Origin of the sequence: Terriglobus sp. 2YAB30_2, from assembly GCF_052114765.1 — a bacterium.
Classification (GTDB): Bacteria; Acidobacteriota; Terriglobia; order Terriglobales; family Acidobacteriaceae; genus Terriglobus.
The window spans coordinates 148,302-161,004 of record NZ_JBFRFJ010000002.1; the positions used below are offsets into that span (position 1 = coordinate 148,302).

The window sequence follows — 12,703 nt, forward strand, 5'->3', positions numbered from 1 at the left end:
GCCGGACCGTGAGCTGCGTCACACCCTCTATTACATTCCAAGTGCATGGCGGGCAGTCGGGTAGTCCTTCGCCAATGCCAGCGCAGCCTGGTATTCCGCCTTCGCGCCTGCTTTGTCGCCCCGGTCTTCCAAAATCTTTCCGAGTAGCACATGTGCACGAAACACGGGAGCCTGGTCGGACTTTGACGGAGAGGCAAGGTATTCCTTGAGCAGCCTTTCTGCCAACTCAGGATCGCGGTGCTGCTCGGTCAGGAATGTTGCCGCGTCGAAGCTGGGGGCGGAACGGGGACGATCGGTATTGATTACGTCGCGGATCACGGAGACAGCATCATCAACGCGTTTCCGGCGGTCGTAGAACGCCACCAGATCCATCAGGTTCTCCGCAGTATGTTTGATCTCGATCTCTTTTTTCAACTCTTGTTCGGCCGCACCGTAATCTTTCTCTTTTTCGGCGACCAGAGAAAGAATGCGGTGGTACTTCGCTGCAGAGAGCGGCTGAATACGCTCCGCGAGCTGCCGTGCTTTATCGGTGCCGCCACCGACAATGGAGGGTGCCCGGGCATAGAACTCACCCAGATCGTTGATGGTATCCAGGCTGGTGGGTGCGAGCTGGAATGCGCGCTCAAACGACGCTACGCTGCGTTTTGCCATGCTGAAGCCTGTAAACGGACCTGACTTGTCAGCTTTCAATCCATAGGCTCGTCCCAGCCAGAGGTGGTAGATCGCATTGCCGGAGTCGTTGGCGACAGCCGCTTCGCAATGGGGCACAGCACGATCTGGAAGCTCCTGGGCATAGTACGCACGGCACAGCAGATGATGCGACATGGCGTCCTTTGGGTTGGACTTAACCACTGGCTCGAGCGCGGCAGCCACCTCGTCTACGCGGCCGGCCATAAGAGCAGACCGCGCTTCGTGCACATCCATGGCCCGCATGGAAAGCGACGAAAAGAGGAGTGTGACGAGCGAAAGCAACTTCTGGTGCTGCATAATCAACGGCCTTATTGAACGACATCGACCGGCAGGCCGTCTGTCAGTTCGCTGTTATCAACGGAATTGACGGCGACTTTGTCATTGACGGAAAGACCGCCGGCGATCTCGATGCGTGTCGGGGTTACGGCGGCGCCTACCTGAACGGGGGTTCGTACCAGCTTGCCGTTCACGATGCGGAAGACGTAGCTCTGCGAGCCCTGGGTGTGTAGAGCTTCTCGAGGAACTGCCAGCACATGTGGGTGTTGCAGGATGGTGACGGTGACCGTGACATTGGTATTCGGCAGAAGGTCTCCATGGGCATCATCAACACTGATAATGCACTCACCCACGTTACGGGTGCCGTAGTTGATGATGGTCGTCGGCACCGTCTCGACATGTCCGTGCCACACCTTTCCGGGCTTGGCTTCCCAGACGATGCTTACGGCCTGGTTGACAGCCAGTTTCCCCACATCGGGTTCGTCAAAATAGGCCGTAATCTGGATGCGATCGAGGTTCGCCATCGAGAGAAGGGTCTCTCCCGCAGGAACGAAGTCCGACTCCTGTATCGGAAGTGAGTAGATCGTTCCATCGAACGGAGCCCGGACATTCAGCTGATCATAGAGCTTGCGCGCAGAAGCAACATAAGCCGAGGCATCGGCTGCCTGTGCCTTAACGCGTGTGCGGTCCTGATTGCTGTAACGGGAGGCCGGAGATGAGCGCTGTTCCAGCGCGATGCGAGAGGACTTCGCATTTTCAAGCCGCTGCTGAGCGGCGAGAACCTCACTTCCAGAGGCAGCACCTTTCTGCTGAAGCTGCTGAAGCGCCGTGAGGTCACGCTGAGCCTGTTGTTCCTGCAGGTGAGCCTTCTCCAGATCGGAGGCCATGCCGATACGTTCATCAGTCGAGCCGCCGCTCTCCATATCGTGGATGCTGGCCTGGGCGCCGGCCAACGCGGACTGGGCGGTAGCCAGCCGTCCTAGCGCCTCAGCATCGTTCATGTGAATGAGCAACTGACCGGCTTTTACCTTTTCGCCGGCTCCGACGTAAATCCGATCGACGGTTCCTGCCATTGGAGCGTGCGCGTCAAATGGCTCCACGGGCTGAACCTTGCCGTTGGTTGGGGTGGTGCTGGTCAGATTCTCATACGTAACGGAGGCAGCGTGGACATCGACATTGCTGCGGAACAGGGAGCGCAAACCAAAGCCGACCGCAACAATGGCGGCCAGGCCGAGCAAAGCGAAAACGAAAGTGCGAGCAGGACTGGTAGCTTTCTGAGCCATAGGGCGACGAAGCGTCAGTATATCTGACGCAGGTGGAAGGGTTTGCGGCACAAAAAGTTATCCGGCCGTATGAGCTGGGCGTAGATCGCACAACTCCAGTTCAATTGCGTTTCCGAAGTCGGGGTTCGCATTCTCGCGAACGCGAAAAGCCACTTCGATCATCGAACCCTTACCCACGCCAAGTTCCTGGAGACGCGAAGGCCAGTGGATCCGCCGGGACCATGCCAGGCAGGCGATGGCGGCGTTGCCTTGCTCCAGCCGCAGACGAAGGTGTTTGTCCTTGAGAACACGCATTTCGAGAATGCGGACAGGACCAGAACAGAAGACCGGTTCCGGATTGGAGTTCCCAAAGGGTTCAAAACGATGGAGGTGTTCCGCAAATGCGGGCGTAATGCGCTCCAGCGGCAGGGAAGCGTCGCAGTGCAGCTCCGGAAGCAGGGTGTGCGTAGACATAGCGGAGCGGGCATAGAGGCCGAGGCTCATTCGAAGTTCGGGCACTTTGTCGGAAGGAAGAGAAAACCCGACGGCATGTGCATGCCCGCCAAACCGGGTGAAGATCGGAGCGACGGAATGGACTGCGGTCAATGCATCCAGGAGGTGGAAGCCAGGAATGGAGCGTCCGGAGCCGTACGCCTCGCCGTCTTCGTGCGCCAATACAAGGGCGGGACGGTGGGTGCGCTCGACCACGCGCGAGGCCAGGATCCCGATAACGCCGCGGTGCCAGCCGTGTCCGTCGAGGACGACGGCGCCCGCTTCGGCAAGAGATGTGTCGGCGGCGAGCAGCGCCTCGATCTCGTCGAGCGCAGCCTGTTCGGTCGCGCGGCGATCTTCGTTCAGCCGGTGCAGCTTCTCGGCGATTTCGCGGCCCCGTTCAGGAGAGCGGGTGAGGAACATCTCGACGACATCCGAGGCAATATCCATCCTGCCGGCGGCGTTGATGCGAGGCGCCAGACGGAAGGCGACGGCGGTTGCTGTCACTGGCTGCCGGCCAGTGAGCTGAGCAAGCTCCATCAGGCAACGGAGACCCGGCTGGACGGGCTTAACCAGCTCGCGGAGGCCGACGGCGACGATGACTCGGTTCTCGCCGGTGAGGGCGACGGCATCTGCCACGGTGGCGATCGCTAATAACTTCAGGAAGCTGGGTAGCAGCTTGGTTCCCACGGTTTCGGCGGGAATATCGGAGCTCTCCAGGAGAGCCTGGGCCAGTTTGAACGCGACACCGGCGCCGCAGAGATCTTTGTTCGGGTAAGGGCAGTCAGGCTGATTGGGGTTGATGACGGCGAGTGCCGGAGGCAGGCCGCCGATCTCATCCGGAAGGTGGTGGTCGGTGACGATGAGGTCGAGCCCGAGAGCCTGTGCCTCTTCGGCGGCGGCGAAGGCACGGATGCCTGTGTCGACGGAGATGACCAGGCGGACACCCATCGCTGCTGCATCGGCCAGAACCCCTGCCTGCATCCCATAGCCTTCGCGGATACGGTGCGGGATGTGGTAGCGGACAATGGATTCGCCGCCGGCGATGCGGTCAATGGCCGTCTTAAGCAGCACTGTGGCCACGGTCCCGTCGACGTCGTAGTCTCCATAGATCAGGAGGGGGTCGCGGTGTGCGATGGCCTGCCGAATCCGTTCCACGGCTGCTGCCATACCCAGCATGGCCGAAGGGGGGTGCAGGTGGTCGATCCCGGGGTTGAGAAAAAGGTCGACCTTTTCCGGCGTGTCGAAGCCGCGGTTGAGCAAAAGCTCGGCAATGACCTGCGGAAGGCGCAGTTCACGAGCGAAGGCCTCGGCTTCTTCGAAGGAGACCTCTGGGCTTGTCCAGCGATAGAGCGGTTCGGCGGCCACTAGAGCATTTTTCCTGTTGCTGGGTATCCAGCGGCGTTTTCATTGAGGAAAACGCCCATAGATGCACAAGCCCTGCACTGCACCTGCAGGAAAAATGCTCTATTCGTCTGCGTCGGGGTCGTCCACGATGATCGAGTCGAAGTCCGAGACGCTCTCCATCAACTGCTGAAAGCGGTCGTACCACTCGGTCGAGGTCTCATAGATGAACATGATGCCGTTGTAGGCGAAGCCCAGCTGCAGGTAGCCGGTCTTCCCAACATAGTTCACCAGGTACTGCGCGTCATCGATATCCGGTGTGTCGTCAGAGTCCGGAAATTCGCGGGCGCGGAGCTGCTCGATGAGGATCTCGATATCGCGCTTTTCCAGCGTGACTTCGCTCATGGTTAGAAAGCTGACCCCGGCGGCTTTGGCGTGTTCGACAAAGTCTTTCCAGGAATCGGCGTGCTCTTCTTCGAAGACAACCGTGGGAATGTCTTCATGGACATAAGCATTCATGCGGTGCATACCGTGGCCCGCGATGAAGGCAATCATGTCGTCTTTCAGGGAAATTAGATTATCCGTCTGCATTGCAACAAACGGTATTGTCTCAAAAAAGCATGACTGCACGCACTGGAATACGCTGAGAGCATGCCAAAGTTTGAACGTCATGTTTTTGTTTGCGGCAATGAGCGCCTGGAGGGCGCTGCTCGTCCGAGCTGCCGCCCCCGCGGCGGCCGCCAGTTGAAAGATGCCCTGAAGGATGCTGTAAAGGCCGCCGGCTTGAAGAACACGGTCCGGGCCAACGAGGCCGGCTGCCTGGATCAGTGCGAACATGGACCGGTGATGCTTGTTTACCCTGAGGCGGTTTGGTACGGCTTTGTGAAATTGGAGGACGTCCAGGAGATCGTTCACGAACACCTGGTGCATGGACGCACGGTGGAGCGTCTGCGCCTGGCCGAGAGCTGTCTGAATACCCCGAGCTGCCCGCATCGGCCGTAATTAGGGTGTGTCATCCAACTCCTGCCGCAACCCGAAGGGCCGGGGTAGGTTTTTCTTCACCCCAGCCGGCAAAGCTGACTGGGGACCCAGATTTTCCCGATCTCTTCGTTACTCGTCGTTCCAGTAGGCGGGCTACAGTTCTCTCCTCACTTTTCGATCTCGAAAAAATCTGCTCCCGGCTCTGACTGGCGCAAGTTGGATGACACACCCTTGGGAGACGCCGTCCCGGGATATCTTTTGTGGGGCGCGAAAGCGGCCTTAACCGCGTGATATAAATGACTTCGAAGAGAGATGATTTTTTCCAAAGACTACGTCAACTACCTGGCCAAGCACACGGTACAGCACCTTATCGACGCGAAGATGCTGCGCACCGATAAGCCGGGCGTTCTGAATGAGCGTGTGAATCATGGTCTGCTCGACGAGCTTTCACTCGAAGACCGGATCAACGACGAGGTCCGCGTCATTCTGGAAACCTTCCAGGACGATATGCGCAAGACAGGCGCGAGCTACCCGGAGATGTTCAAGAAGGTAAAGAACGAGCTTGTGCGCAAATACAAGGCGGTGCTGTGAGAATCTCGCGCGACAAGCTCAACAAACTGGCTCACGTCGTGGCCGATACTCTGGCAGAGACCGACGAGGCAGAGTTTCTGGAGGACCGGAACACGATCCGCCAGGAGGCTCGTAAGGCGTTGGAGAAGCTGTTGCTCGAGGAGACCAAGATCGACCAGGCGGCGCGGCAAAAGATTACCTCGCAACGGAAGATCATCCTCGAAGGTACCCAGGAATGGGACATCCTGTACCGCAAGTACTACAACGACGAAGTGAAGAAACTCGGTATCTGATCCACGCAAAACAACTTCTTCACTGGTATACTGATTCGAGTGGGCGTGAGTCATCACCGCCCTGCCCCTAATGGCGCCATGGTGTAATTGGTTAACACGTCGCCCTCTCAAGGCGAAGAGTACGGGTTCGATCCCCGTTGGCGCTACCAAAGTCCTGACAATCGAACGATTCAACATGCCGGGCCGAAGCATTTTTCCTGTAGGCATCTATGGACGTTTTCCTCAATGAAAACGCCGCTGCACGCCCCTCCCGGAATAGCCCAGTAACAGGAAAAATGCTCTAGGTGCGACCGGCGGTATACTTTCAAGCGTGGCAAAGACGTTTTATATCGAGACCTTTGGCTGCCAGATGAATGCCCATGATTCGGAAAAGGTCATCGGCACGCTGCAGCATGAGGGCTATACCCAGGTGACGGACGAGGGCTCTGCTGACCTCGTCCTGTACAACACCTGTTCCATCCGTGACAAGGCCGAGCAAAAGGTCTTTCATCGCTTAAATGAGTACAAGCGTCTGCAGGGCGAAGGGAAGCGCTTTGGCGTGCTGGGTTGTGTGGCGCAGCAGGAAGGCGAAAAGATCTTCGAGAAGGCCCCGTTCGTCTCGCTGGTAAGCGGTTCGGCTTCCTACCGTAACCTGCCGGAGATGATTCGCCGTCTGGAAGCAGGGGAGAATCGCATTACCGGACTCGATGACCGCCAGACGGACGAGGCCTTTGATACCGAGTTCACTGCGCGGTCCAATCCGCACCGTGGCTATATCACTATCACCGAGGGATGCGACAAGTTCTGCTCCTACTGCGTGGTGCCCTATACCCGCGGCAAGGAGCGCAGCCGCACCTCGGAGTCGGTACTGACTGAAGCGCGCCGTATGGCAGATGCCGGCTTTACCGATATTCAGTTGCTCGGCCAGAATGTGAACTCCTTCAGTGATCCTCTCGGCAAAATGAATTTCGCCGAGATACTGGCTGCGGTTGGAGAGGTTCCAGGAATCCGCCGCGTGCGGTTTACGACATCGCATCCGCGGCACTTCACGAAGCAGATCGTCGAAGCAATCGATGCCGTGCCTACATTGTGTGACCACATCCATCTGCCGGTGCAGAGCGGATCGTCGGCCGTTCTGAAGGCGATGCAGCGCGAATACACCCGCGAGTGGTATCTGGAGCGTATCTCCTGGATCAAGTCCGCGAAACGGGACATCTCCATGACCACCGATATCATCGTAGGTTTTCCAGGAGAGACCGATGCCGATTTCGAAGAAACGGTCACTCTCTGCGGTGAGGTGGGCTATGACTGTGTCTTCGCGTTCAAGTATTCGCCACGGCCAAATACGCCGGCGGTCTCTATGTCGGAGACGGTCTTCGAAGATGTGAAGAGCCAGCGGCTGCAGGTTCTGCTCGATCGCCAGCGGGAGATTCAGCGTGCGCTCTATAGCCGGCATGAGGGCAAAGTGATCGAGGTGATGGTCGAGGGCTTTAACCAGCAGCGCGGCCAGATCATCGGACGGACCTCGCAGAACAAGACATTGAACTTCACCACTGCACAGCCGGTATTGCCGCAGATTGGCAGTTATGTTCCGGTAAGAGTGACGAAGTCGTTGCCGAACAGCCTGGTGGGCGAACAGGCCGGCGACGCAGAGGTTCCGGCAGCGGTGCTGAAGCAGGCCCAGCCTGTCGGTCTGGTGGTGCTGCAATGAACTTTCCTGGACTGCAACACGACGACACGCCGCTGGAGATCGAGATGAAGATCCGCGGCCTGATGATGGACCCTGTCACGAACATGCCGATCGTTGTGCTGAAGGATGTCGCGGGCGATACGGTACTGCCGATATGGGTTGGCATCTTCGAGGCGAATGCCATTGCTCTGGAGATTGAGAAGACAGCAACTCCGCGACCGATGACCCATGACCTTCTGCGGGATACGATCCGCGGTCTGAACGCCCAGGTGGACAAGATCGTAGTGCAGGAGCTGAAGGACGATACCTTCTATGCCGTCATCTGGATGCGTCAGGAGGGAGAGGTCGTAACCATCGATGCACGGCCGTCGGATGCTCTGGCGCTGGCGTTGCGCGCGGATGCTCCGATCTATGTTCATCGCGAGGTGTTGAAGAACGCCCGCCTATCGACTGCTGACGCACAGAATGTGACTGCGGAACAGATGCGTCAGTGGCTGGAAGGCCTGAACGATGATGAGATGGGCCGCTACAAGATGTAAGGCCTGGAAGGGGCGTGCAGCGGCGTTTTCATTGCGGAAAACGCCCATCGATGCCGAAGCCTTACCTGACACCCACAGGGAAATACTCTAGCTTTTCGCGGCAAGCAATTCCTGCAGGATTTTTTCCCATTTCGCCCCATACTCTGACCAGCCGCCCAGGTGACGTACGCGGTTGAGCGAGGCTTCGCGCATGCGCTGATGCATGCCTGGATCGTCGGCTATCCGCTGCATGCGGTCGGCAAGAGATGCGGCATCGCGAATCGGAACGATGAAGCCTTCAACACCGTCGGTGTAGAGATCTTCACTTCCCGTATTGTGTGAGGCAATCACCGGGCATCCGCATGCCATTGCCTGGGCCTGCACCAGGGCCAGACCTTCCTCAATGCTGGGAAGGACGAGTACGTGGCTCTTCGACATCAGAGTGATGAGGTCGCTTTGAGGGACTGGCCCAAGCCACTCCACAGAGGCATTCGGCAGCCGATCAAAAACCGGTTTGACCGCGTGGTCGACAGCTCCAGCAATGCGAAGGCGTTTATTAGGATGCTTGAGCTGCGCGAAGGCCTGCAGGAGGTAGGGAACTCCTTTTCGAAGGCTGACGGAACCGGCGAAGAGAACGTCGAAGGAGTCCGTGGGAGGGTCGGCGACAGGGTGAAAGCGCTCCAAGCGAACGCCGTATGGAATAAGGCGGAGCTTCTCCCGGGGGACGCCCATCTCTACAAATGAACGCACGGCAAAACTGGAAGGTACGCTGATGGCGTCTGCGAGCTCGTACTGTTCTTCTTCAATGGCTGTGACGCGAAGGTCCGACGTCGACTCCCGATCGACACCCCAAATGCGATCTTCTTCAGCGACGATATTGCGTTGATAGCGATGGTGCGACGATCCGCGGTCACAGATGAAGATGCCGCCCGTCTGCTGCAACAGGCGGCCGGTCCTGGTTCCAGATCCGGAGATGGAGATGAGAGCGTCGACCTTGGTGCCATGGCCCTGGAGAGCGCGGAGGCGGCGCATGGTCCAACGGTCAAAGAGCGCTGCATTCAGAAGTTGAAGTTGCTGCGCCACTGGCGCCCGGTGGAGCTTAGACCGACCGTAGAAGTAGGCCGGCATGTGGATCCAGGGAAAGCTTTCAACTCGCTCTTTCGGCAGCCCCTCGCGTTTGAGCCGCGCCCATGGCCAGGTGGAGTAGACCTTCTCCAGGTGGCCTCGTTTCTGGAGTTCGGTTGCAAGGTCGAAGTGGTGAAAGACGCCGAAGACTGTCTGAATGACACGCATGAGTTCGTTCGGCGCCTTTTCTCTAGCGCTCGGCCAGGTTGTCCAGAAGCGTGTAGAACTCAGGGAAGCTGACACTGGCGACCTCTGCGTTCTGGATGATGGTCTCGCCTTCGGCACGCAGGGCAGCGACGGAGAAGGCCATCGCGATGCGGTGGTCGTGGCCGGTCTCGATGCGAGCTCCGTGGAGTTTTTGATTGCCTGGGATGTGAAGCCCATCTTCGAACTCTTCGAACTCGGCTCCCATCGCTTTGAGGTTCTTGGCTACCAGGGCGATGCGGTCGCTCTCTTTGACGCGAAGCTCCTGCGCATCGCGGATGCGGATACCTTCCTGTGTGTAAGGAGCGATGGCGGCAATCACCGGGAGCTCATCGATCAACTGCGCCGTAAGAGCACCGCTGATGTCAGCGCCCTTCAGGCCGCCCTGAACGCGGTTCACCTGGATGGTGCCCACCATCTCGCCGTGCTTCTCTTCAAGGTTCAGCACCTTGACCTTCAAGCCGATGCCTGTAAGAACGTCGAGCAGGGCCGCACGGGTGGGATTCATTCCCAAGCCGTCGAAGACCAGGTTGGAGTCGGGGAAGAGCAGAGCCGCACACAGGAAGAAGGCTGCCGACGAGATATCGCCCGGTACAGCAACATCAATTCCCGTCAACGTCTGTCCGCCGGCGATGGTGATCTTGTCCGCTGTACGGGTGAGCTCGGCTCCAAAGGCGCGCAGCGCATGTTCGGAGTGATCGCGGGTCCGGACAGATTCAGAGATCGAAGTCACACCCTCGGCCTGCAAGCCGGCAAAGAGAATCGCAGTCTTTACCTGTGCGCTGGGGATCGGCGTTGCAAAATCGATTGCCTTGAGTGGTGTGCCGAAGATAGTGACAGGAGCATGGCCTTCGGTCAGATCAATGCGGGCGCCCATCTGCGAGAGCGGCTTGCGAATACGTTCCATCGGGCGGCGGGTCAGGGATTCATCGCCAATGAGGGTAAAGACATGAGGGTGCGAGGCGATAAGCCCGGAAAGCATGCGCATGGTAGAACCGGAGTTACCGCAATCGAGCTGGCCCACTGGCCGTTCAAAGGCGCCGCCTACACCGGTTACTTCGATAGTGCCGTCACTCTGGGTGTTGACCTTCGCGCCCAGCGTGACCATGCAGCCGAGTGTGGAGTGTGGGTCGGCGCCGGTAGAGAAGTTGTATAACCGCGATGTGCCTTTAGCCAGTCCAGCCAGCATGGCGTAGCGGTGAGAGATGGACTTGTCGCCTGGAACGCGAAAAGAACCGTGCAGGTTCTTCGCGGGGCGGATCGTCTGAGTCGTACTAATCGTCTGCATCTTGAAATTTCTTCCGGGTAGCCATGAGCGGTCATCGTTATGCCGCGGAGGGAAATCTTGTGGAGACTCTGACGGCTAACGTGCGGACAACTTCGCACCCGGTTCTGAGCTTCCACTTCCGTTGAACGTTTGCCTTTGATTGTACCGTGAGGGGAGACGTGGAAAGTTCAACGGACATGGAGCACAACGACCGTTTCGTCGTCGAAGTGTTCGGTCTGAGACTGGAAATGTCCGACACCTTTTAGGATGGCTTCACCGGTAACCTGAGCTGTTGGATTCTTCAGCTTTCGCAGCACCTCGACCAGGCGTTCGTTACCGAACATCTCGTGTGACGAGTTCTCGGCATCCGTAATACCGTCGGAGAAAAAGACGATCTGGTCGCCTGGCTGGGTGGATAGCGTCAGTTCTTCATAGACGGCATGCGGGAACAGGCCCAGAGGAAAACCCTCCGCCTGGATGGTGCGAACCTCGCCACCGGTGACGAAGAAGGGCTGGACGGAGCCTGCGTTCGCGATGCTCAGCGTCTGTTCGTTATCGTCCCAGAGACCGATCAGCATGGTGACGTATTGTGCATCCAGCTTGCGTTCCTGTAACTGGTCGTTGAGGGTCGCCAGAAGGTGGCCGGGCGAGAGCTGCTGCGCTCCGAGAGAGCGCAGAATTCCTGAGACCAGCGCGGCATAGAGAGCTGCGGGCGCGGCCTTTCCAGAGACATCTCCCATGACGATCAAGGTCCGTCCAGAGCCATAGTCCAGGAAGTCATACATGTCGCCACCGATGGAGCGCGCGGGCAGGAACTTCGCGAAGAAGTCTGCGTGCGGGTGTGATGGCGGCGCACCCGGCAACAGGCGGAGCTGCACCTGGCGAGCCATGGCGAGGTCGCGCTCCATGCGCTGTTCTTCTTCGAGAATGCGCTCATAGAGCCGTGCATTCTCGATGGCGATAGCGACCTGGCCGGCCAGAGTTGTGAGCGTGCGCTGATGCTCTTCGTTGTAGTAGTTCGCCCGTGTATGTTCGACATCGATTACGCCGATGATCTGGTCTTTATAGACCAGCGGTACTGCAAGTTCGGAGCGGGTCTCAGGGTGGTAGTTGACGTAACGCGAATCCTTACGCACATCCGGAACCAGGACAGGAACACGTTCCTTGGCGGCGGTGCCGATGATGCCGTGACCGGGCTCGACGATGTGCTGGCGTTGGACTCGCTCCCCAAAACGGGTCGAGAAGCGATGCTCAAAATGCTTTGACCGGGAGTTCCAGAGCAGAATGCTGAACATCTGGAAGTCCACCACCCGCTTCATCAGTTGCCCAACCCGTTCCAGCAGGTCGTCAAGATCCAGAATGCTGGTCAACTCGCGCGAGATCTCGCCAAGAACGGTGAGCGTTTGCGCCTGGCGGGCGACTCGCGTGTAGAGCCGGGAGTTTTCGATTGCGATGGCGATGCGGGAGGCGACAAGTTCGAGCAGCCGCTGGTGTTCTTGCGTAAAGTAGGCGATCTGCGTCGATTCGATGTCGAGTACGCCAATCACCTTGTTTTTGCTGATGAGGGGAATCGCCAGCTCCGACTTTACGTCCGGATTTGCCGGGATGTAGTAGTCCTTCTTGGAGACGTCTTCGACCAGGACGGCGCGCCGCAGTTCTGCGGCTCTGCCGATGACACCTTTGCCGATCTTGACGCGCATTCGTTCCGACTCGGGGGAGTGGCCGATCTGGAAACGCATCCAGAAGTCCTGCGTGCGGTCATTGATGAGCAGGATGGCAAAGATCCTGTAATCGATAACGGCGCGCACCAGGTCCGCCACCCGCTGCATAGTGGTCTGCAGGTCGAGAGTATTGTTCAGGGCATCGGCCAGCTGCGTGAGGAAGTCGATCTGCAGCGGCTCGATATGCACCCGCGGCGTCGTCGGAGAGGCCGTATTCGATGGCCGGTAGTCACCCTCGAATTCGTGGGTGTGTTCTACAGGGCGCGTTGTCTCCGGCGAAGGCATAGTTAG

12 protein-coding genes and 1 tRNA gene are annotated in these 12,703 nt (G+C 58.5%); 6 read left to right on the plus strand and 7 right to left on the minus strand.

What is annotated here, in order from left to right:
* Positions 1–30: 30 nt before the first annotated feature.
* The 4 genes from AB4Y89_RS03295 to AB4Y89_RS03310 all read right to left on the minus strand — a co-directional run bounded on the left by AB4Y89_RS03295 (position 31) and on the right by AB4Y89_RS03310 (position 4,619).
* Positions 31–987, minus strand: coding sequence for a tetratricopeptide repeat protein (locus AB4Y89_RS03295; protein ID WP_442299471.1), 957 nt, complete (start codon positions 985–987; stop codon positions 31–33).
* Positions 988–998: 11 nt separating this feature from the next.
* Positions 999–2,249, minus strand: coding sequence for an efflux RND transporter periplasmic adaptor subunit (locus tag AB4Y89_RS03300; protein WP_442299472.1), 1,251 nt, complete (start codon positions 2,247–2,249; stop codon positions 999–1,001).
* A gap of 57 nt (positions 2,250–2,306) precedes the next feature.
* Positions 2,307–4,088, minus strand: coding sequence for a single-stranded-DNA-specific exonuclease RecJ (gene recJ, locus AB4Y89_RS03305; protein WP_442299473.1), 1,782 nt, complete (start codon positions 4,086–4,088; stop codon positions 2,307–2,309).
* 99 nt (positions 4,089–4,187) lie between these two features.
* Positions 4,188–4,619 carry a hypothetical protein gene (locus AB4Y89_RS03310; protein WP_442299474.1) on the minus strand — a complete coding sequence of 144 codons (432 nt, stop codon included), beginning with the start codon at positions 4,617–4,619 and terminating at the stop codon, positions 4,188–4,190.
* A 96-nt stretch (positions 4,620–4,715) separates the two neighbouring features.
* On the opposite strand from AB4Y89_RS03310, the gene AB4Y89_RS03315 reads away from it, so the two are divergent.
* The 6 genes from AB4Y89_RS03315 to AB4Y89_RS03340 all read left to right on the plus strand — a co-directional run bounded on the left by AB4Y89_RS03315 (position 4,716) and on the right by AB4Y89_RS03340 (position 8,116).
* Positions 4,716–5,066 (plus strand): (2Fe-2S) ferredoxin domain-containing protein, encoded by a 351-nt coding sequence (locus tag AB4Y89_RS03315; protein WP_442299475.1) that lies wholly within the window; start codon positions 4,716–4,718, stop codon positions 5,064–5,066.
* 291 nt (positions 5,067–5,357) lie between these two features.
* Entirely contained in the window at positions 5,358–5,636 is a 279-nt protein-coding gene (locus tag AB4Y89_RS03320) for a DUF507 family protein (protein ID WP_442299476.1), read from the plus strand.
* Positions 5,633–5,908: a DUF507 family protein gene (locus AB4Y89_RS03325; RefSeq protein ID WP_263415594.1), complete on the plus strand. Its 276-nt coding sequence runs from the start codon at positions 5,633–5,635 to the stop codon at positions 5,906–5,908. Before AB4Y89_RS03320 ends, AB4Y89_RS03325 begins: the two co-directional genes overlap by 4 nt.
* 72 nt (positions 5,909–5,980) lie before the next feature.
* A tRNA-Glu gene (locus tag AB4Y89_RS03330) sits at positions 5,981–6,057 on the plus strand.
* Between the two features lie 161 nt (positions 6,058–6,218).
* Positions 6,219–7,598: a tRNA (N6-isopentenyl adenosine(37)-C2)-methylthiotransferase MiaB gene (miaB, locus tag AB4Y89_RS03335; protein WP_442299477.1), complete on the plus strand. Its 1,380-nt coding sequence runs from the start codon at positions 6,219–6,221 to the stop codon at positions 7,596–7,598.
* Positions 7,595–8,116, plus strand: coding sequence for a bifunctional nuclease family protein (locus AB4Y89_RS03340; protein ID WP_442299478.1), 522 nt, complete (start codon positions 7,595–7,597; stop codon positions 8,114–8,116). The genes miaB and AB4Y89_RS03340 overlap by 4 nt, the downstream gene beginning before the upstream one ends.
* A gap of 87 nt (positions 8,117–8,203) precedes the next feature.
* Here the strand turns inward: AB4Y89_RS03340 and AB4Y89_RS03345 are convergent, their stop codons facing one another.
* The 3 genes from AB4Y89_RS03345 to AB4Y89_RS03355 form a co-directional block, all read right to left on the minus strand.
* Positions 8,204–9,388, minus strand: coding sequence for a glycosyltransferase family 4 protein (locus AB4Y89_RS03345; protein WP_442299479.1), 1,185 nt, complete (start codon positions 9,386–9,388; stop codon positions 8,204–8,206).
* A gap of 22 nt (positions 9,389–9,410) precedes the next feature.
* Positions 9,411–10,712, minus strand: a complete 1,302-nt coding sequence (gene aroA, locus AB4Y89_RS03350) for a 3-phosphoshikimate 1-carboxyvinyltransferase (RefSeq protein ID WP_442299480.1) — start codon at positions 10,710–10,712, stop codon at positions 9,411–9,413.
* 167 nt (positions 10,713–10,879) lie between these two features.
* Entirely contained in the window at positions 10,880–12,697 is a 1,818-nt protein-coding gene (locus tag AB4Y89_RS03355) for a GAF domain-containing protein (RefSeq protein WP_442299481.1), read from the minus strand.
* Between the last annotated feature and the right edge of the window lie 6 nt (positions 12,698–12,703).